General features: G+C 74.1%; 21 protein-coding genes. 10 read left to right on the top strand and 11 right to left on the bottom strand.

The features are described from left to right. Positions 1-10: 10 nt before the first annotated feature. Together amrb99_RS37705 and amrb99_RS37700 are read right to left on the bottom strand one after the other, a co-directional pair. Positions 11-580: a PH domain-containing protein gene (locus amrb99_RS37705; RefSeq protein WP_190865464.1), complete on the bottom strand. Its 570-nt coding sequence runs from the start codon at positions 578-580 to the stop codon at positions 11-13. A 70-nt stretch (positions 581-650) separates the two neighbouring features. Beyond that, on the bottom strand, positions 651-1,223 hold the full coding sequence (locus tag amrb99_RS37700; RefSeq protein WP_190865462.1) for a TetR/AcrR family transcriptional regulator: 573 nt from the start codon (positions 1,221-1,223) through the stop codon (positions 651-653). Positions 1,224-1,316: 93 nt separating this feature from the next. On the opposite strand from amrb99_RS37700, the gene amrb99_RS37695 reads away from it, so the two are divergent. From amrb99_RS37695 to amrb99_RS37685, 3 genes are all read left to right on the top strand, one after another. Beyond that, complete coding sequence (locus amrb99_RS37695) at positions 1,317-2,240, top strand: NADP-dependent oxidoreductase (protein WP_190865460.1); 924 nt, start codon at positions 1,317-1,319, stop codon at positions 2,238-2,240. Positions 2,241-2,347: 107 nt separating this feature from the next. Then, positions 2,348-2,683: a hypothetical protein gene (locus tag amrb99_RS37690; RefSeq protein ID WP_190865458.1), complete on the top strand. Its 336-nt coding sequence runs from the start codon at positions 2,348-2,350 to the stop codon at positions 2,681-2,683. Next, positions 2,673-3,254 (top strand): carboxymuconolactone decarboxylase family protein, encoded by a 582-nt coding sequence (locus tag amrb99_RS37685; RefSeq protein ID WP_190865456.1) that lies wholly within the window; start codon positions 2,673-2,675, stop codon positions 3,252-3,254. The genes amrb99_RS37690 and amrb99_RS37685 overlap by 11 nt, the downstream gene beginning before the upstream one ends. Positions 3,255-3,267: 13 nt before the next feature. On the opposite strand, the gene amrb99_RS37680 is transcribed toward amrb99_RS37685, so the two are convergent. The 3 genes from amrb99_RS37680 to amrb99_RS51780 all read right to left on the bottom strand — a co-directional run bounded on the left by amrb99_RS37680 (position 3,268) and on the right by amrb99_RS51780 (position 5,738). Continuing rightward, the gene (locus tag amrb99_RS37680; protein WP_190865454.1) at positions 3,268-3,891 is read right to left on the bottom strand and encodes a LysE family translocator; all 624 of its coding nucleotides are present in this window, start codon (positions 3,889-3,891) and stop codon (positions 3,268-3,270) included. A 153-nt stretch (positions 3,892-4,044) separates the two neighbouring features. Further along, positions 4,045-4,515, bottom strand: a complete 471-nt coding sequence (locus amrb99_RS37675; protein ID WP_190865452.1) for a carboxymuconolactone decarboxylase family protein — start codon at positions 4,513-4,515, stop codon at positions 4,045-4,047. 95 nt (positions 4,516-4,610) lie between these two features. Further along, the gene (locus amrb99_RS51780) at positions 4,611-5,738 is read right to left on the bottom strand and encodes a S1 family peptidase (protein WP_190865450.1); all 1,128 of its coding nucleotides are present in this window, start codon (positions 5,736-5,738) and stop codon (positions 4,611-4,613) included. Between the two features lie 257 nt (positions 5,739-5,995). Here amrb99_RS51780 and amrb99_RS37665 point away from each other — a divergent pair, with 257 nt between their 5' ends. Then, complete coding sequence (locus tag amrb99_RS37665; protein WP_190865448.1) at positions 5,996-6,322, top strand: hypothetical protein; 327 nt, start codon at positions 5,996-5,998, stop codon at positions 6,320-6,322. A 194-nt stretch (positions 6,323-6,516) separates the two neighbouring features. On the opposite strand, the gene amrb99_RS50285 is transcribed toward amrb99_RS37665, so the two are convergent. Further along, positions 6,517-7,008 (bottom strand): hypothetical protein, encoded by a 492-nt coding sequence (locus amrb99_RS50285; protein WP_206700263.1) that lies wholly within the window; start codon positions 7,006-7,008, stop codon positions 6,517-6,519. 19 nt (positions 7,009-7,027) lie between these two features. On the opposite strand from amrb99_RS50285, the gene amrb99_RS37655 reads away from it, so the two are divergent. The 3 genes from amrb99_RS37655 to amrb99_RS37645 all read left to right on the top strand — a co-directional run bounded on the left by amrb99_RS37655 (position 7,028) and on the right by amrb99_RS37645 (position 9,715). Next, the gene (locus amrb99_RS37655) at positions 7,028-7,804 is read left to right on the top strand and encodes an AraC family transcriptional regulator (protein ID WP_190865446.1); all 777 of its coding nucleotides are present in this window, start codon (positions 7,028-7,030) and stop codon (positions 7,802-7,804) included. 177 nt (positions 7,805-7,981) lie between these two features. Further along, the gene (locus amrb99_RS37650) at positions 7,982-8,464 is read left to right on the top strand and encodes a cation:proton antiporter regulatory subunit (RefSeq protein ID WP_190865444.1); all 483 of its coding nucleotides are present in this window, start codon (positions 7,982-7,984) and stop codon (positions 8,462-8,464) included. Positions 8,465-8,470: 6 nt separating this feature from the next. Beyond that, positions 8,471-9,715, top strand: coding sequence for a cation:proton antiporter (locus amrb99_RS37645; protein WP_190865442.1), 1,245 nt, complete (start codon positions 8,471-8,473; stop codon positions 9,713-9,715). Positions 9,716-9,828: 113 nt separating this feature from the next. On the opposite strand, the gene amrb99_RS37640 is transcribed toward amrb99_RS37645, so the two are convergent. Next, on the bottom strand, positions 9,829-11,475 hold the full coding sequence (locus amrb99_RS37640; RefSeq protein ID WP_190865441.1) for a cytochrome b N-terminal domain-containing protein: 1,647 nt from the start codon (positions 11,473-11,475) through the stop codon (positions 9,829-9,831). A gap of 266 nt (positions 11,476-11,741) precedes the next feature. Between amrb99_RS37640 and amrb99_RS37635 the strand changes: the two genes are divergently transcribed. Next, positions 11,742-13,019, top strand: coding sequence for a helix-turn-helix domain-containing protein (locus amrb99_RS37635; RefSeq protein WP_190865439.1), 1,278 nt, complete (start codon positions 11,742-11,744; stop codon positions 13,017-13,019). A 59-nt stretch (positions 13,020-13,078) separates the two neighbouring features. Here amrb99_RS37635 and amrb99_RS37630 read toward each other — a convergent pair whose 3' ends face one another. After that, positions 13,079-13,306, bottom strand: coding sequence for a hypothetical protein (locus amrb99_RS37630; RefSeq protein WP_190865437.1), 228 nt, complete (start codon positions 13,304-13,306; stop codon positions 13,079-13,081). Between the two features lie 121 nt (positions 13,307-13,427). Here amrb99_RS37630 and amrb99_RS37625 point away from each other — a divergent pair, with 121 nt between their 5' ends. Next, positions 13,428-14,177, top strand: coding sequence for a GntR family transcriptional regulator (locus amrb99_RS37625; protein WP_190865435.1), 750 nt, complete (start codon positions 13,428-13,430; stop codon positions 14,175-14,177). Position 14,178: 1 nt separating this feature from the next. Continuing rightward, positions 14,179-14,733, top strand: coding sequence for an NUDIX domain-containing protein (locus tag amrb99_RS37620; RefSeq protein ID WP_190865433.1), 555 nt, complete (start codon positions 14,179-14,181; stop codon positions 14,731-14,733). A gap of 13 nt (positions 14,734-14,746) precedes the next feature. Here the strand turns inward: amrb99_RS37620 and amrb99_RS37615 are convergent, their stop codons facing one another. The 3 genes from amrb99_RS37615 to amrb99_RS37605 form a co-directional block, all read right to left on the bottom strand. Next, positions 14,747-15,799, bottom strand: a complete 1,053-nt coding sequence (locus amrb99_RS37615; RefSeq protein ID WP_190865431.1) for a HAMP domain-containing sensor histidine kinase — start codon at positions 15,797-15,799, stop codon at positions 14,747-14,749. Then, complete coding sequence (locus amrb99_RS37610) at positions 15,799-16,482, bottom strand: response regulator (protein ID WP_190865429.1); 684 nt, start codon at positions 16,480-16,482, stop codon at positions 15,799-15,801. The genes amrb99_RS37615 and amrb99_RS37610 overlap by 1 nt, the downstream gene beginning before the upstream one ends. Before the next feature lie 397 nt (positions 16,483-16,879). Then, positions 16,880-18,349, bottom strand: a complete 1,470-nt coding sequence (locus tag amrb99_RS37605; RefSeq protein ID WP_190865427.1) for a glutamate--cysteine ligase — start codon at positions 18,347-18,349, stop codon at positions 16,880-16,882. Positions 18,350-18,363: the final 14 nt, after the last annotated feature.

Below are 18,363 nucleotides of genomic sequence, written 5' to 3'. Positions count from 1 at the left end.
GGCGCCCCGGCTAGCCCCCCATGGTGACGCCGAGCACGACGACGATCGTGATGAGCACGCCCAGGACGAGCCCGACGGCTTCGGGCGTCACCCGGTTCCGCAACCGTTCCGGCGGCCGGACTCGCGCGGCCGGGTCCGTGCTCGCCTCCCACCGGTCGATCACTCGCTGGACGTCCGCGCGGAAATCGGGATCGGGGTAGCGGGGGCTGTGCTGGAGCGCGGGCAGCGTGCGGCGCCGCCCGTCCGCGAGGGTGATCCGGGCCGCGAGCACCCGCCCGTACCGGCTCTCGGTCTCGCGGACGTCGATCCACCGGATCTCCTGCCAGGGGTAGGAACGGCTCCGCCCGATACCCGAGGAGATGGTGATTCCGGCGGCCCCGACCGTGGTCTCGCTCCGGAGCGACAGGGAGATGCCGAGCGCGACGAGCGCGACCGTCCCGCCCAGCAGCCAGCAGGAGCCGGCGAGGCCGAGCCGGGTGAAGGTCAGAGCGCCCTCGACGACGAGTCCGAGGCCCAGCGCCGCGAAGTGCGGCCATGACGGGCGGTACCGATCTTTGCCTCGGAAGCGCAGTTCGTTCACGGAGCGCACGCTACATCTCCGGCTCTCGACCGGACGTGGCGCCCCTGCCGGGCGTACGCCGTGGAGATGATCACGCGTCGGGCGGGGCGGCTTCGGTGATGACGGCGCGGAGGTCCGCCGCGCCGGCCCGCAGGGCCTCGGCGAAGTCGGTCTCCTCGTCGGCCGTCCACCGTTCGGTCGCCAGGCGGAGGACGGCGAGGCCGGCGTCGGTGGCGAGGCGCGCCGTCCTCCGCTCGCAGCCGCGGCGGACCAGGGCCGCGGTGAGGGCCTCGGACAGCGAGACCAGCTTGATCAGCTCGCGCTCGCGCAGCGGCGGGTTGGCCGCGATGACCCCCGCCCGCCTCGCCAGGAAGTCGCGGGGGCGGAGCACCTCCGGCGCGGCGGCGAACGCGGCCAGCAGCGTCGGCAGCGCGCCGGTGCCCGCCGGAACGGCGTCCATCGCGGCGAGGAACCGCTCCTCGAGCTCATCGCCGCCGAACAGCACCTCGCGCTTGTCGCTGAACCAGCGGTAGAACGACCGCTCGGTGAGGTTCGCGCGCCGCGCGATCTGCGCGACCGTCGTCCGGTCGTAGCCCTGCTCGTCGAACAGCTCCAGGGCCGCCCGTTCGAGGCGGCCCCGGGTGTCGCCCTCCCAGCGTGCCATGCCCGCGAGTATAGCGACAGCAGATGCTGTCATCACTCTGCTAGCGTGGAAGGTGACGACAGCATCTGCTGTCACTGCTTCCGAGGAGGTTCCATGCGCACCCTTCGCTTCCACGAGCACGGCCCGGCGCTCGACGTCCTGAGGCTCGACGACGCCGAACCGCCCGTGCCCGGCCCCGGCCAGGTCCGCGTCACCGTCGAGGCGTGCGGGCTGACCCCGGCCGACTGGGCGCTGTGCGGCGGGCTCTTCCCCGGCGCCCTGCCGCGCGGTATCGGGCTCGAGGTCTCCGGCACGGTCGACGCGGTCGGCGACGGCGTGGCCGGCACCGGGATCGGCGACCCGGTGTTCGGCCCGGCGCCCTTCACCGGACCGACCGCCGGCGCGTCCGAGCAGGCGCTCCTCGACACGTGGTTCCCGCGGCCGGCGGGGCTCGACCCGGCCGGCGCCGCCGCACTGCCGATGGCGGTCGAGACGGCCTACCGGGGCCTGGACGCCCTGGGCGTCCGCGACGGCATGACCGTCCTCGTGCACGGCGCCGGATCCACCGTCGGGTACGCGGCGGTGCAGATGGCGCTCCAGCGCGGGGCGCGGGTCGTCGCCACCGCCGGTGAGACCTACGCCGGCGCGCTGCGGTCCGCGGGCGCCGAGGTCACCGGGTACGGAGACGGCATGGCCGAGCGCGTGGCGGCGCTCGCGGGCGGGCCGGTCGACCTCGCCTTCGACGCGGCGCCGGTCGGCGGCGCGCTGCCCGCGCTCGTGCGCACCGTCCGGGCGCCGGAGCAGGTGCTGACGGTCAGCGACTTCGACGCGGCCAAGGAACTCGGCGTGCGGTTCAGCGGACCCGGCGGCGAGGGCGTCGTGAGCAACCATGTGCTCGGCGAGTACGCGGCGCTCGCGGCCGAAGGCCGCTTCTCGGTTCCGGTGGCCGGCGCGTTCCCGCTGGAGGACTGGCGTACTGCCGCCGAGCTGAGCCTGTCGGGGCGGGCGCGCGGCAAGCTCGTCCTGGAGATCGGCTAGCCCGGGCAGGCGTCGGGTAGGTGTGGATGGGCGGTCGTGTCACATGCGGGGGGCGCCGATCGTCTATGAGGTGTAGGCAGATGGCCCGAGCCGCACAGGGGGGCGCCATGCCGGCCGAGGACAGGAAGCGAGCGGTGCACGACGCGCTGGTCGACCGCGTGCTGCACGGGGACGGCAGGGCGTCCGCGGAGCTGCGGGCGCGCGCGTTCCGCAACGAGGGGCTCGCGCCGCCGCTGGACGCGCTGATCGGCAAGGTCGCCGACAGCCCGGCGCAGGTCACCGAGGCGGACCTGGCCGCGGCGAAGGCGTCCGGCTGCACCGAGGACGAGCTGTTCGAGCTGGTGGTGTGCGCCGCCGTCGGCCGGTCCTCCCGGATGTACGAGGCCGGGCTCGCGGCCCTGGCCGAAGCGACCGCCGAGGAAAGGCCGGATCATGCGCCTTGACGTCCTGAACCGCGGCTACCGCCCCGGCGCCAGGCTGCTGTTCGCCGCCGTCCGGCTGTTCTCCGGCCGTCCGCTGCCGGACGCCGCGAAGGTGACGTTCTACCGGCCCGACTTCTACGGCGCGCTCGCCAAGGAGTTCACCCACGAGGCGATGCGCGGGCCGTCCGCCTGGTCGGTCGGCGACCGGGAGCTGATGGCGGCGTACGTGTCGAAGGTCAACGGGTCCGCGTTCTGCGTCGGCGCGCACACCGCGACCGCGACGCAGGCGTACGGGGACGCGGCGCGGGTCGCGGCGGTGCTGGCCGACCTGGAGGCGCCGCCGGTCGAGGAGCCGCTGCGGGCGGCGCTGCGGATGCTCGGCACGCTGACGCGGGACGGCGAGGTCGGCGCCGGTGACGTGCGGGAGGTGCTGGACGCCGGGGCGTCGCCCGAGCAGGTCCGGGACGCCCTGGCGGTCTGCGCCGCCTTCAACACCACCGACCGGCTCGCCGACGCGTTCGGGTTCGGGCTGCTCAGCCCCGAGGGCTACGCGGCGGGCGCGAAGTTCCTGCTCAAGCGCGGCTACCGATAGGGCGGCCGGCGCGTCAGGACTCGGCGGCCAGGCGGATGCCCAGGCCGAGGAGGACGAGCCCGGAGACCTGCTCCATCCGGCGGCGGATCGACGCGCGCTGCAGCAGCGCGCGGGCCCGTCCGGCCAGCCAGACCATCGGCAGGTACCAGATCATGTCGACGACGGCCCAGATCACCGAGAACAGGACGAGCGTCGCCAGGACGGGCGCGCCGTGCGGGACGAACTGCGGCAGGAACGACACCGCGAACACGCCCGCCTTCGGGTTCGCGAAGTTGGTGATCAGGCCCTGCCGGAACGCGCGCCCGTGCGAGACGGCCGCGGCCGGGGCCGGTTCCTCGTCCGCGTCGGCCTTGTGCCGTGCCTTCCACAGCGCGCGCGCCCCCATGTAGACGAGGACCACCGCGCCCGTGATGCGCATCGCGTCGTAGGCCAGGCGCGAGGCCAGCAGCAGGGCCGACAGGCCGAACGCGGCGGCGAGGCCCCAGAGCAACACCCCGCATTCGTTGCCCAGGACCGTCGCCATGCCGTTGACGCGGCCGTGCATCACCGAGCGCCGCAGGATCACGGCGGTGCTGGGACCGGGGACCATCGCGATCAGGAACGCCGCGCCGACGAATGCCACGATCGAGGACATCATTCGCCAAGTATCCAGAGTCGCCTGTATCCCGACAATGCCTTTCCTGGTGCCGCCGGCTCCGCCCGGTCCGATCAGGCCCCGGTGACGAGGACGAGGCGGTCGACGAGGGCGTCGGCGTACTCGGGGGTGAGCTGGCCCGCGCCGTGCCCTGGCCTAGCCGAACTGGCCGGGCTGGTAGTCGCCGGCGGGCTGCTGCGTGATGACGTTGAGCCGGTTGTAGGTGTTGATCACGGCGATGAGCCCCACCAGCGCGGCGAGCTGCTCCTCGTCGAAGTGCTTGGCGGCGTTCGCCCAGGTCTCGTCGCTGACCCCGGACCCGTCGGCGAGGCGCGTGCCCTCCTCGGTCAGCTCCAGCGCCGCGCGCTCGGCGTCGGTGTAGACCGTGGCCTCCCGCCACGCGCCCACCAGGTTGATCCGCTGCTGGGTCTCCCCGGCGGCCGCGGCGTCCTTGGTGTGCATGTCGAGGCAGAAGCCGCAGCCGTTGATCTGGCTCGCGCGGATCCTCACCAGCTCCTGCGTCGCGGCCGGGAGGCTCGTGTCGGCGAGGGCCCTGCCCGCGGAGTTCAGGTACTTCGCGACCTTCATGGCCACGTCGCTCTCGTAGAAGTCGATCCGGGCGCTCATGGTGATCTCCTCATGGCGGTGTCGATGCTGATACCTCCATGACGGGGCGGGCCCGCGTAATGTGACGCGGCGCCCGCGCGCCCCCGGCGCCCGCTTCAGGGCAGCTGCGCGCCGAACGTCTGGAGCGCCTCGGTGACCGGCTGGAAGAACGTGACGCCGCCGGTCCGGCAGTCGCCCGACCCGCCCGACGTCAGCCCGAGCGCGGTGTTCCCGCTGAACAGCGGCCCGCCGCTGTCGCCCGGCTCCGCGCAGACGGTCGTCTGGATCATGCCGGTGACCGTCCCCTCGGGGAAGTTCACCGTCGCGCCGACCGCCGTGACCCGCCCGGTGTGGACGCCCGTCGTGCTCCCGCTGCGCGCGACCTGCTGGCCGACCACCGCGTCCGCGGCCTTCGCGATCGGCTGCGCGGTGCCGTCGTGCAGGTCGACCGCGCTCTGCCCGCCGTCCGTCGCCTGGACGAGCGCGAAGTCGTTGCCCGGGAAGTCGCTCTGCACCGTCGTGCCGAGGGCCTGCGCGCCTTCCTGGTCGGCGGTCCAGTCCTTCACGATGTTCCCGCAGTGCCCGGCGGTGAGGAAGAACGGCTGCCCCTCCCGCTGCACGTTGAAGCCCAGGGAGCAGCGCGCGCCGCCCCCGAAGATCGCGTCGCCGCCGAGCGCGAGGGTGCGCAGCCGCCCCGGGACCCGCACCATCCGCACCGCCGGCCCCATGCTCGCCGCCTCGCGGCGGACCCCGGCCATCCGCGCGCCCTTCACCGAGTCGTCGACCCACATCACGACCTGCGACGTCGCCGGATCGACGGCCCATCCGGTGCCGGGCGTCCCCGCCATCGACCGGCGGAGCGCGGCCGTCGTCCTGGCCAGGGTCCGGGGGCTCGTCCGCAGCATCTTCGGCACGGCGCCCGCCGACCGCACCATCGCCGCGTCCGCCGCGGTGGCGACCGTGACGACGGGCCGTCCCGCCGCGTCCAGGTACCCGCCGGCCGTGCGGCCGCCGAGCCGCCCGGCGACCCGCGCCGCGAGCGCCGCCGCCCGCGCCTGCGTTCCCCCGGCCCGCGCGCCCCCGGCCTGTGCGCCATTGGCCCGCGCGCCCCCGGCCTGTGCGTTCCGTGTCTGGGCGTCGCCGGCGAGTTTCGCCGCCTGCGGCCCATCTCCGGTGTGGACGGCGTACAGCGACCCGGCGACGAGCCCGGCCGCGCCGGCGACCGCCACGCTCGTTCCGACCACGGTACGCAGACGACGTTCCCTCGCGGCGTTCCGGCGCCTCATGAGCCCTCCAGCTCCCGAGATGACGATCTACGGGAGGTGTTACGGCGCCGCGTCCGACGGCGTTCAACGCCCGTCCGCCGATCCCGCCGGAGCGTCGAATGAGCTGGTCAGAGGCTTAAGGATCTACTTACGGCGAGTAGTCGCGCGGTTGCGCAGCGGGTAGAGGAGGTGAGGAAGCACGGGCCCCGGAAGGGCCCCGAACCCCTGGAGGAGAAATGAAGATCCCGAGTCCGCTGCGCTCGGCGGTGCTGACCGCCGCCGGCCTGACCATGGCGGCCGGCCTGGCCGCGTTCGCCCCCGCCTCCGCTTCGGCGAGCGCGGCGGAGACGGCCACGGCCGCCCGGGCGTATCCGCGTCACTGCCCGTGGGGCACCCACTGGGACCCCTACTGGCACAGATGCGTCCGGGACCGCGGCCACGGCGGCTGGGGCGACCACGACGACCACGGCCACCACGGCGGCTGGGGCGACCACGGCGACCACGGCCACCACGGCGGCTGGGGTGACCACGGCGACCACGGCGACCACGGGCACCACTGGTAGAGCGGGCTGAGGCGTCCGGCCGTCCCACCGAGGTTCGGGACGGCCGGACGTCTTCTCCGAGCGCATTCCGCCCCCGCATATGCGAGCCTCTCCTCCCGGGCCCCGCGAGCGGCCGTACGTCTCCCGCATCGCCACGATCTGGACCGGTCCCGCCACTGCCGCAGGAGCCGCCCGGCGTGCGCCGGCGCCGGTGGTCAGGACAGGTCGCGGACCAGGCGGGTCGCGCCGATCGCCATGTACGCGCCGGTCAGCGCCGTGTACCCCAGCGCGGTGGGGCGCGGGAGGCCGCCGCGGGCGAGCCGGGCGGCGCCGTGGGCGGTGTCGAGGGTGTCGACCAGCAGCGCCAGCCGCTGCCAGCGGGACCGCTCGGGTCCCGGCGCGGTCAGGTACCCGAGTCCCAGCGCGATCGCCCGCGCCCCGAAGACGCGGGTCATGTAGCCGAGCTCCGGTGACGGGCGCACCCCGGACGCCTTGGCCATCGCGTGCGGCGCGACGATGGCGGCGGCGCCGAGCACGATCCGGCCGGCGGCGAGGCCGCGCAGCGCGGACGCGAGCGCGCCGCGGTCCGGCTCGTCGGCAGGCGTGGCGGCGGGCGTGGCGGCGGGCGTGGCGGCGGGCGTGCCGGTGGGCGTGCCGGTGGACTGGTCGAAGGGCCTGGTACCGGTGCTGTGTTCGCGAGTGTTCACGGCGCTTATGCTTCACCGCATGGCCGCACCGGCGCTTCCACGAACGTGCGCTCCCGTGCGGCTGTGGGTCCGGCTCGGGCACGTCGTCTACGTCGGGCCCTCGCTCGGGCTCGGCCCGCACTCCACGGCGGTGGCCTGCCTGGGCGTCGGCCTCGACGCGCCCTTCACCGTCCGCGCCGACGGCCTGCCCGTCCGCACCGTCCGCAGCTTCCTGTTCCGCGCCAGGGTCCGGCACGAGGTCGTCGGCGGGACGGGCCGGATGCTGTTCTGCTTCTTCGACCCGACGTCCGCGCGGATGGCCCGGTGCCTCGGCGGCATGCGGCGCACCGCCGGCGGGTTCGGCAGCGACCACCACAGCGAGGCCGAGCTCATCGACCTCGCCGCCCGCGACGAGGTGGACGTCGAGCGGCTGCTCGCGGCGGCCAGCATCCCCGTCGCGAAGCCCCGCGACCCGCGCATCGCCCGCGTCGCCGCGCGGATCCGCGACGATCCGGCGCGGCCGCAGCGCGCGGAGGCCGCAGCGCGCGAGGCGGGGCTGTCCCGCTCCCATTTCCTGCGGACGTTCTCCGACCAGGCCGGCACCAGCTTCCGCCGCTACGTGCAGTGGGCGCGGATCCTGCGGGTCGCCGAGGCGTTCGCCGCCGGCCACGACTTCACCCGCGCCGCCGCCGACGCGGGGTTCGCGTCGCCGTCGCATCTCAGCGGGACGTTCCGCGGCATGTTCGGGCTCACCCCGACGGCCCTCGCGGCGCTCGGCCCCGACCTGGTCCTCGACGAGCCCGCCCGCCCGCGCTGACCTGGGGCGCGGCGGGGGATGATGGCCGGGACGGGAGGTGACCCCGGCGTCCGTTATCTGCGATGATGGCCGGTCTTGCCGGTTACCGTCCCGTGACCTGCCGCGGCGACGGGCCGGGCGGTGGCCGCCGGAGAGGGCCACCTGAGGGGGCCGCCAGAGAGGGAAGGACGCATCACCGTGGACGTCGAACGGACCGCCCTGCCGGGGATCGGCCTGCAACACGTCGTGACGACCGAGCGGGGCCGGCAGCTCGGCATCATCTCCCACCGGTCGGGCCGCCGCGACCTCGTCGTCTACGACCGCGAGGACCCCGACAGCTGCGTCGCGACGGTCGCGCTGACCGCCGAGGAGGCCAACGCCATCGCCGAGCTGCTCGGCACCGGCCGGATCGTCGAGCACCTCGCCGAGCTGCACCGGCAGGTCGAGGGGCTGGTCACCGAGCAGCTGCCGATCGCGCCGGGCTCGCCCTACGTCGGCCGCCCGCTCGGCGACACCCAGGCCCGCACCCGGACCAGCGCGTCCATCGTCGCGGTGGTCCGCGAGGGGCAGGTGTTCGCCAGCCCCCGGCCCGATTTCGTGTTCGCCGCCGGCGACGTGGTGGTGGTCGTCGGGACGGGCGAGGGCACGGCGGCCGTCGCCGCGATCCTCGCCGACGGCTGACCCCGCATGGAGTCGGCCGTCCAGCTCATCGAACTCGGCGCGATCATCCTGGCCCTCGGCATGCTCGGCGCCGTGTCCGTCCGCTTCTCGATCTCCCCGATCCCGCTCTACCTCATCGCCGGCCTCGCGTTCGGGTCCGGCGGCGTCTACCCGCTCACGACCAGCGAGGACTTCGTGTCCATCGGCGCCGAGGTCGGCGTCATCCTGCTGCTGTTCACGCTCGGCCTGGAGTACACCGCCGACGAGCTGGTCGGCACGCTGCGCACGTCCGCGCCGGTCGGCCTCGCCGACATGGCGCTGAACGCGGCGCCCGGCGTCGCGGCGGCGCTGCTGCTCGGCTGGGGGCCGGTCGCGGCGGTCGCGATGGGCGGCATCACCTACGTCACCTCGTCCGGCATCACCGCGAAGGTGATCGGCGACCTCGGCTGGCTCGGCAACCGGGAGACGCCCGCGCTGCTGTCGGTGCTGGTGTTCGAGGACCTCGCGATGGCGGCGTACCTGCCGATCCTCACCGCGCTGCTCGCGGGGGCGGGGCTGGTCGGCGGCGCCGTGGCGCTGGCGGTCGCCGCCGCCACGATCGCGGTGATCCTGTTCGTCGCGCTGCGGCACGGCGCCTGGGTGGAGCGGTTCGTCTCCTCGCCGAGCGAGGAGGTGCTGCTGCTGAAGGTGCTGGGCCTGACCCTGCTGGTCGCCGGGATCGCGCAGCAGCTGCAGGTGTCGGCGGCCGTTGGAGCGTTCCTAGTCGGGATCGCGCTGTCGGGGTCGCTCGCGCACACCGCCCACAAGCTGCTGTCGCCGCTGCGCGACCTGTTCGCCGCCGTGTTCTTCGTCTTCTTCGGCCTGCACACCGACCCGCACGACCTGCCCCCGGTGCTCGGCATCGCCGCGCTGCTGGCGCTGGTGAGCATCGGCACGAAGCTCGCCACCGGCTGGTTCGCGGCGAGCCGCGCCGGCGTCGCGGTCACCGGGCGGCTGCGCGCCGGCGTCGCGCTGATCCCGCACGGCGAGTTCAACATCGTCATCGCGGGGCTCGCGGTCAGCGCCGGCACCAACGCCCGCCTCGGCCCGCTCGCCGCCGCGTACGTCCTCATCCTCGCGGTGGCCGGACCCGTGCTCGCGCGCGGCGTCGAGCCGCTGACCAGGGCCGTCCGCGCGCGCCGCAACGCGCGCCGCGAGGAGACCCCGCAGACCGACGAGGACGTCCCCGTCGCCCCCGCCCCCCGCCACGACCGCCCGACCACCCACGGCTGACCCGCCCCGCCCGTCACGACGGCGCGGGTCGCGGTGCACCGCGGAGGGGAGCCGCGCGGGCGGGCGGGGCCGGGGCGCCGGCCGCCGCGCGCGGGCACACCCACCGCGGGGACTCAGGGGCCGATCGCGGGCCGCTCCTCCTCGGCGCGATCGGGGGCGGCGCGATCGGGGGCGGTGCGGTCGGGGTCGGCGAGGTCGTGGACGAAGCGGCGGTTCAGCGCGATGCGGACGCGGCCGAGGCCGGAGCGCCGCTCCGGCGGCTCGACGCCCTTGGTGTCCGGACGGTCCAGCGACACGGCCGCGGGCGGGCGGTCGTCGGTGATCCGCGCGGTCTCCTCGGCCGGGAGGTGCCGTTCCACCTCGATGTACTCGCCGCCCGGCAGCCGCCGGATCACGCCGGTCTCCAGCCCGTGCCGGACGAGCCCGAGGTCGCGGCGCTGGAGGCCGAGGCAGATGCGGTACGCGACGGCGTAGGCGAGGACGGGGCCGAGGATGATCGCGCAGCGGAAGAACCAGGTCGTCCAGAACAGCGGGACGTCGAACCGGTCGGCGATGACGTCGTTGCCGCCCGCCGCCCACAGCACCCCGTAGAAGACGACGCCGCCCATGCCGATGCCGGTGCGGGCCGGGACGTCGCGGGGCCGGTCGAGCAGGTGGTGGACGCGGCTGTCGCCGGTCACCCAGCGTTCGACGAACGGGTAGGCGGCGAGGCCGGTGAACAGCAGGCCGGGCACGCCGAGCGCCGGGACGAGCACGCTCATCGGGACCGTGTGGCCCCACGCGTCGATCTCCCAGGCGGGCATCATCCGCAGCGCCCCTTCGAGCCAGCCCATGTACCAGTCGGGCTGCGAGCCGGAGCTGATCGCGGCGGGGTCGTAGGGTCCGAACAGCCAGATCGGGTTGATCTGGAAGAACGCGGCGAGCAGCGCGGTGACGCCGAGCACCCACAGGAAGAACGCGGTGGTCTTGGCGATGAAGACGGGGAAGAACGGGTAGCCGCGGACGGTCGTGTTGGTGCTGCCCTTGCCGGGGAACTGCGTGTGCGTCTGCCGCCACGTCAGCACGACGGCGTGCAGCGGGATCAGCGCGAGGAGGATGCCCGGGATCAGCAGGATGTGGACGACGTACAGCCGCGGGATGACGTCGGTGCCGGGGAACTCGCCACCGAACACGAACATCACCAGGTAGGAGCCGGCGAGCGGGACGGACGCGAGCACGCCCTCCAGGATCCGGATGCCGGTGCCGGACAGCAGGTCGTCCGGCAGCGAGTAGCCGAACAGGCCGTTCACCATCACCAGCATGAACAGCACGATCCCGATCAGCCAGTTCAGCTCGCGAGGCTTGCGGAACGCGCCCGTGAAGAAGTTGCGCAGCAGGTGGACGGTGATGGCCGCCATGAAGACGTCGGTGGCCCAGTGGTGGATCTGCCGCATGAGCAGCCCGCCGCGCACGTCGAAGCTGATGTGCAGGGCGGAGGCGTACGCCTCGCTCATCCGGACGCCCTTCAGCGGCCCGTACGACCCGTCGTAGACCGTCTCGTTCATGCTCGGGACGAAGAACAGGGTGAGGAACACCCCGGTCAGCACGATGATGACGAACGAGTACATGGCGATCTCGCCGAGCAGGAAGCTCCAGTGGTCGGGGAACGCCTTGCGGAGCGCCTTGCGCGCGAAGGCGGCCCCGCCGAACCGGTCGTCGACGGCGCGGCCGCCGGCGGCGAGGGCCTTCGCGGGGACGCGGCCGGCCGGGTTCGCGGACACCGGGCACCACCTCACGCATGCTGGTCCGTGACGTGCGCATGCTCGCCTGTGCCCTTCACTGTCGCACCGGACGGGCGGTCAGGCCAGGGGCGGTCCCGACTGTGCACAACCATCGAACCGACCGGCCGAACCTGGTCGTATCTCGACCTAGACTTTGCGCCCGGGCACAGCACGGGTCATGATTTGCCCCACACGAGTCCCATAAGTAAGTAATTACCCCGTGTGTACGGCGCGCAACGCAGGGGGACGAGCGGCGGGGAGGTTCCGTGTCGGACGATGGTTCGACCACGTTCGGGCGCCCGTGGGCGGATCTGCCCAGGGAACTGGCGGATCACATGAGGCCGCACCTCGACGAGGTGGCCGACGACATGATCCAGGAGATCCAGACCAAGGTCCGCGAGTACGACCGTCCGGGCGACGGCTCCTACTCGGGGACGCTGCGCCAGGCCGTCGAGCGCGTACTGCACTACTTCGTCGACCGGGTGGCCGATCCCGGCCACGAGCCCGCCTCGGTCACCGATTTCTTCCGCGCCATCGGCCGCGGCGAGGCGGGCGAGGGCCGCAGTCTCGACGCGATGCAGTCCGCGATGCGCGTCGGCGGCATGGTCGCCTGGCGGCGGATCACCGAGGGCGCCGAGGCGCAGCAGGTCTCGCCGCGCACCCTCGGCGCCGTCGGGGAGGCCCTGATGCAGTTCCAGGACGAGCTGGCGAAGGCCGCCGCCGAAGGGTTCTCGCAGGCCAAGGCCGCCGTCGCGGGCGAGATGCAGCGCCGCCGCAAGCGCCTGCTCGACCTGCTGTTCGCCGACCCGCCCGCCGCGCAGGAGGCCATCGCCGACCTCGCCGCCGCCGCGCACTGGCCGCTGCCGCGCACCGTCGCCGCCGTCGCGCTCGGCCGTCCCGGGCAGGACGCCCGGCAGCCCGCGTTCCCGCCGGACGTGCTCGCCGACCTGACCCGCCGCACCCCCGCGCTGATCATCCCCGACCCGGACGGCCCCGGCCGCGCCAAGCTCGTCGACCGCGCCCTGTCCGGCACCCTCGCCGTCGTCGGCCCGACCGTCCCGCTGATGGAGGCGGCCCGCTCGATCCAGTGGGCGCGCAAGACGCTGTGCCTCGTCCAGCGCGGCGTCATCGAGGCCCACGACGGCGTCATCCGCAGCGTCGAGCACATGTCCACGCTGATCCTGTTCCAGGACGAGGGCCTCATCACCTCCCTCGCCGACCTGCGCCTCGCGCCGCTGTCGCACCTGCGCGCCAGCCAGCAGGACCGGCTCGCCGAGACGCTGCTCGCGTGGCTGCAGTCGGGCCGCAACGCCAACGAGGTCGCGATGCGCCTGCACGTCCACCCGCAGACCGTCCGGTACCGGCTGCGGCAGCTGGAGGAGCTGTTCGGCGACCAGCTGCTGGACCCGGACCTGCGCTTCGACCTCGAGATCGTGCTGCGCGCCCGCGCGCTGCTCGCCGACAACGCGGGCGAGCGCATCATCCCGCAGGCGCGGGAGGCGGTCGGCGACAGCGCCGAGGTCGTCACCTTCCGCCGGAGCTGACACGGGCCGCGTCCGGCGCGCCGCGTCCGGCGCCGCCGCGGCCGGCCGGGCCGCGGCGGTCAGCCGGGGACCGCTCCGCCGCGGAGGCGCTCGGCGGTGGCGACCCGCTCGGCGAGGCGGGTCTGGGCGTCGCACAGCAGCCACAGCTCGCCCTCGTCGAGCGCGGAGATCTCCTCCAGGCAGCCGTTGAGCAGCTGGTAGTCCGACAATGGGGTGACCCGGGTGGCCCTCAGCCCCCGCTCCGAACGTTCGCCGTGCCAGCCGGGCATGCACGTGATCAGCGACATCGACGCGGACTCCTTGGTCGGCCTATGGTAGGTCTACCCTAGGCCGACCGCACCGGCCCCGCGCCGAGTTCGGCAGAATGCCACGGGAGGCTCCCCGGCAGGCAGCAGAGAAGGATCCGGTATGCCGCGTCCCCCCACCAAGGCCCAGGCGATCACCAGCGCGCTGGCCGCCCGCATCGTCGAGGGCGAACTGGAACCCGGCGCCTGGCTGCCCTCCGAGCGCGACCTCGCCCGCGCGTTCGGCGCCGACCGCTCCACCGTCCGGCGCGCCCTGCGGATGCTCGCCGAGCAGGGCCTGGTCGAGGCCCGGCAGGGCGCCGGCGTGCAGGTCCGGACGGCCCGCCCGGTGCGGCGCGCCGCGTCCGACATCACCCGGCAGGTCGGCGCGTGGCGCGGCTTCCACGTGTCCGCGCAGCGGGACGGCCACCGCCCGTTCACCCGCACCACCGTCGCGGAGGTCGAGGCGGACGAGCGGCTCGCGCGGCACCTGGACGTCCCGCCGGGCACCCGGGTGCTGGAACGCGCGCGCGTCCAGGGCGTCGAGGGCGAACCGCCCGTGCAGACCGCCACCACCTGGGTGATCCTCGACATCGTCGACGAGATCCCGAGGCTGCGCGAGGTCGACACCGGGCCGGGCGGGATCTACTCGCGGCTCGAGGAGGCCGGGCACCGCATCGCCTTCGAGGAGACCGTCACCTGCCGGCTGCCCCGCGCGGAGGAGCAGGAGACGCTGCGGATCGGCCCCGAGCAGCCGGTCCTCACGCTGTGGCGGCGCGGCACCGACGAGGACGGCCGCGTCGTCGAGGTCACCCACCGCGTCGTGGTGGGCGACCGCCACGAGCTCGTGTACCGCTACGGCCCGGGAGCATGACGTGACAGAGACCGAGCAGCCCGCCGTCCGCCGTGTCGGCTCGCGGGTCGTCTACGAGAACCCGTGGATGCTCGTCCGCGAGGACGAGGTCGAGCGCCTCGACGGCTCGCGCGGCATCTACGGCATCATCGAGAAACCGGACTTCGCGCTGGTCATCCCCGCCGAGGGCGACGCCTTCCACATGGTGGAGGAGTTCCGGTACCCGGTCGGGAGGCGCACCTGGAGCTTCCCGCAGGGCTCGCTGCCCGACCGGCGGCGCGCCGAACCCGAGGAGCTGGCCCGCCTCGAACTCGCCCAGGAGACCGGCCTGCGCGCCGGCACCCTCACCCATCTCGGCCACCTGAACTGCTCGCACGGGATGAGCGGCCAGGGCTTCGACGTCTTCCTCGCCACCGACCTGACGGCGGGCGAGGCCGACCGCGAACCCGAGGAGCAGGACATGCGGCAGCGCCTCGTCCCGCGCGCCGAGTTCGCCGAGATGATCCGCGACGGCCGCGTCACCGACGACTCCACGGTGGCCGCCTACACCCTCCTCACCCTCCACGAGCAGCGCTGAGCCGCGGCGCGGGTCAGCGCGGCGGGCCGCCGGGGAGGGCGACGCGGATCCGGCAGCCCTCGTCGGTGTCGAGGACCGTGATGTCGCCGCCGTGCAGCTCCGTCGCCCAGTTCGCGATGGCGAGGCCGAGGCCCGTCCCGCCGCCCGGCGTCCCCGCGCGCGGGCCGTTCGCCGCGCCGCGCGAGAACCGCTCGAACACCCGCGCGCGCTCCTCCGGCGGGATGCCCGGCCCCTCGTCGGCGACCTCGATGACCAGCGCGCCGGGCACCGGACCCGGACGCGCCGTCACCGTCACCGGACGGCCCGCCGGGCCGTGCTTCGCCGCGTTGTCCAGCAGGTTCGCGACGACCTGGTGCAGCCGATCCCGGTCCGCCGTCGCCCGCAGGCCCGGCGGCACGTCCGCCTCGAACCGCGCGCCCGGATGGCCCGCCGCGGCCTCCGCCGTCACGTCGCCGATGAACGCCGCCACGTCCAGCTCGTCCAGGTCGAGCGGCGCCGCCCCCGCCTCCACCCGCGACAGGTCCAGCAGCTGCGTGACGAGCCGGCCGAGCCGCTCGGTCTGGTCGAGCGCCGACTCCAGGACGTCCGGCGTCGCGGGCGTGACGCCGTCCGCGACGTTCTCCAGCACCGCCCGCAGCGCGCTGATCGGCGTCCGCAGCTCGTGCGAGACGTTCGCGACGAACTCGCGGCGCTGCCGGTCCACCTCGGCGAGGTCGGCGGCCATCCGGTTGAACGCCTGCGCCAGCTCCCCGACCTCGTCCCGGGACGTGGCCCGCACCCGGCGGCTGTAATCGCCGCGCGCCATCGCGCGCGCCGCCGCCGTCATCTCCCGCAGCGGCGCCGTCATCCCGTGCGCGAGGAGCTGGATCACCACCAGCGAGATCAGCACCCCGACCGGCATCGTCTGCCGCGCCCGGAACCCCAGCGGGTACCCCCACAGCACGATGAGGACCGCGACGCACGCCGTCACCACCACGACGACGCCGAACTTCATCTTGATGGACCGCAGCGGGTCCAGCGGCCGCGGCCACCTCGTCCACAGCCTGTGGAAAACCCTCGCCTCCATCACTTCGCGGCCTCCAGGCTGTAGCCGACGCCGTGCACCGTGCGGATGAGGCCCTGCCCGAGCTTGCGGCGCAGCGCCTTCACATGGCTGTCGACGACCCGCGTGCCGGACGCGTCCGCCCAGTCCCACACCTGCTCCAGCAGGACCGCGCGGGTCAGCACCGCGCCCCGGTTCCGGACCAGGCACGCGAGCAGGTCGAACTCCGTCGGCGTCAGGTGCACCTCGCGGCCGTCCCGCCGCACCCGCCGCGTCCGCGGGTCCACCTCCACCGGCCCGGCCCGCATCGGCCCGTGCCCCGCCGCGTCCACCCCGGGCCGCTCCACGCGCCGCAGCACCGCCCGGATCCGCGCCACCAGCTCCCGCATGCTGAACGGCTTCGTCACGTAGTCGTCGGCGCCGACGCCGAGCCCGACCAGCAGGTCCGTCTCGTCGTCGCGGGCCGTCAGCATCAGCACCGGCACCGCGCGCTCCGCCTGCACGCGCCGGCACACCTCCAGGCCGTCGAACCCGGGGAGCATCACGTCCAGCACGACGAGGTGCGGGCCGAACGCGCGGGCCCGCTCCACGGCGGACGGCCCGTCCGCCGCCGTGTCCACCGCGAACCCCTCGGCGACGAGGCGGTCCGCCACCGCCCGCGCGATCGTCGGCTCGTCCTCCACCACCAGAATCCGCGTCTCGCTCACACGCGCACTCTAAGCACACCGAACGCCCACCCCGTGCCCGACATGTGCAGATTCTGTGTTGACCCAGGGGGCGACCCCCTGGAACCCCCGTCACGGTCAGCAGGCTGTTTCCCCGCTCCGCTGGCGCTCCGCGGCGAAACAGCCTGCTGACCGACGGGCGTGCCCGCTGCGCTCGCTGCACTCGCTCCGCGTGCACGCCCGTACTTCCCAGGGGGACGCCCCCTGGAACCCCCGTCACGACGGAGGGGCTGTTTCCCGCTCCGCTGGCGCTCCGCGCGAAACAGCCCCTCCGTCGCCGGGCGTGCCCGCTGCGCTCGCTGGCGCTCGCTCCGCGTGCACGCCCGTGGGCCGGCTGGGGTTCAGGCGTGCCGGTGGCGGGTGTTCGTCGTGGGGGCGTTCACCATTCGTGGACCGGGGCGTTGGTGCGCATGTTCTCTACGTAGCGGCGGGTCATGAGGCGGAGGGCTTCGTGGCGGGGGGCGGCGGTGGACTCCTCGATGGCGTCGACGGTGGCGATCTGCCAGGCGGCGCCGGTCTGGCCGGTGACGCAGCGGCGCTCGATGATGCCGAGGAGCCGGTCGCGGCGGGACGGGTCGACGCCCCAGCGGTCGAGGCCCTCGTGGGCGAGGGGGAGCAGCTTGCGGAGGATGAGCTCGGCGGCGGGGACCTCGCCGACGCCGGGCCAGTAGAGGGTGGCGTCGATGCCGTCGCGGGCGGCGCGGTGCAGGTTCTCCTCGGCGGTGTTGAACGACATCCGCGACCAGACGGGGCGGTCCTGCTCGGCGAGCATGCGGACGACGCCGTAGTAGAACGCGCCGTTGGCGACGACGTCGGCGACGGACGGGCCGGCGGGCAGGACGCGGTTCTCGATGCGCAGGTGGGGGCGGCCCTTGACGACGGCGTAGATGGGGCGGTTCCAGCGGTAGATGGTGCCGTTGTGCAGGGTCAGCTCGCCGAGTTCGGGGATGCCGCCCTCTTCGAGGACGGTGAGCGGGTCCTCGTCGTCGCAGAGCGGGAGCAGCGACGGGAAGTAGCGGGTGTTCTCCTCGAACAGGTCGAAGACGGAGGTGATCCAGCGTTCGCCGAACCAGACGCGGGGCCGGACGCCCTGCGACTTCAGCTCGTCGGGGCGGGTGTCGGTGGCCTGCTCGAACAGGGTGATGCGGGTCTCGTGCCAGAGGCGGTGCCCGAACAGGAAGGGGGAGTTGGCGGCCATCGCGACCTGCGCGCCGGCGATGGCCTGGGCGGCGTTCCAGTAGGCGCCGAACTGGTCGGGGCTGACCTGGAGGTGGAACTGGACGCTGGTGCAGGCGGCTTCGGGGAGGATCGTGTCGGTGTGCATGCGCAGCGGTTCGGGGCCGTCGATGGCGATGTGCATCTCCTCGCCGCGCGCGCGGAAGATCTGGTCGTTGAGCATCTTGTAGCGGGCGTTGGAGGAGAGGGTCTCCTCGCCGATGTCGCTGCGCCGCAGGGTCGGCAGGACGCCGATCATGACGAGTTCGCCGCCGACCTCGCCGGCGCGGTCCTCGGCGTGCTCCAGGTGGTCGCGGACCTCGGTCTCCAGCGCGCCGGTCCCTTCTCCGCCGAGTTCCCGCGGCGGGATGTTGATCTCCAGGTTGAACTGGCCCAGCTCGGTGGCCCAGGCCGGGTCGGCGATGGCCTTGAGCACGTCGGCGTTGCGCATCAGGGGGTCGCCGAGCTCGTCGATCAGGTTGAGCTCGATCTCCAGGCCGATGTGCGGGCGTTCGAAGTCGAACTGGGATTCGCCGAGCATGCGGGCCAGTACGTCCAGGCATCTGCGGACCTTGTCGCGGTAGCGCCGGCGGTCTTCGCCGCTGATGGTGACCGAAGCCACGTCCCTGCCCATGTGTCCGTCCCTGT

Origin of the sequence: Actinomadura sp. RB99 (assembly GCF_014706005.1) — a bacterium.
Lineage (GTDB): Bacteria > Actinomycetota > Actinomycetes > Streptosporangiales > Streptosporangiaceae > Spirillospora.
Note: the sequence above shows the minus strand (reverse complement) of the source record. Positions and strands in the feature narration are given on the sequence as shown.

Excerpts from the sequence above, each read along its gene's own strand:
- amrb99_RS37700 (WP_190865462.1), bottom strand. The coding sequence starts at position 1,223 with ATGGCACGCTGGGAGGGCGACACCCGGGGCCGCCTCGAACGGGCGGCC.
- amrb99_RS37695 (WP_190865460.1), top strand. The coding sequence starts at position 1,317 with ATGCGCACCCTTCGCTTCCACGAGCACGGCCCGGCGCTCGACGTCCTG.
- amrb99_RS37690 (WP_190865458.1), top strand. The coding sequence starts at position 2,348 with ATGCCGGCCGAGGACAGGAAGCGAGCGGTGCACGACGCGCTGGTCGAC.
- amrb99_RS37685 (WP_190865456.1), top strand. The coding sequence starts at position 2,673 with ATGCGCCTTGACGTCCTGAACCGCGGCTACCGCCCCGGCGCCAGGCTG.
- amrb99_RS37680 (WP_190865454.1), bottom strand. The coding sequence starts at position 3,891 with ATGATGTCCTCGATCGTGGCATTCGTCGGCGCGGCGTTCCTGATCGCG.
- amrb99_RS37675 (WP_190865452.1), bottom strand. The coding sequence starts at position 4,515 with ATGAGCGCCCGGATCGACTTCTACGAGAGCGACGTGGCCATGAAGGTC.
- amrb99_RS37665 (WP_190865448.1), top strand. The coding sequence starts at position 5,996 with ATGAAGATCCCGAGTCCGCTGCGCTCGGCGGTGCTGACCGCCGCCGGC.
- amrb99_RS37655 (WP_190865446.1), top strand. The coding sequence starts at position 7,028 with ATGGCCGCACCGGCGCTTCCACGAACGTGCGCTCCCGTGCGGCTGTGG.
- amrb99_RS37645 (WP_190865442.1), top strand. The coding sequence starts at position 8,471 with ATGGAGTCGGCCGTCCAGCTCATCGAACTCGGCGCGATCATCCTGGCC.
- amrb99_RS37630 (WP_190865437.1), bottom strand. The coding sequence starts at position 13,306 with ATGTCGCTGATCACGTGCATGCCCGGCTGGCACGGCGAACGTTCGGAG.
- amrb99_RS37625 (WP_190865435.1), top strand. The coding sequence starts at position 13,428 with ATGCCGCGTCCCCCCACCAAGGCCCAGGCGATCACCAGCGCGCTGGCC.
- amrb99_RS37615 (WP_190865431.1), bottom strand. The coding sequence starts at position 15,799 with ATGGAGGCGAGGGTTTTCCACAGGCTGTGGACGAGGTGGCCGCGGCCG.
- amrb99_RS37605 (WP_190865427.1), bottom strand. The coding sequence starts at position 18,349 with ATGGGCAGGGACGTGGCTTCGGTCACCATCAGCGGCGAAGACCGCCGG.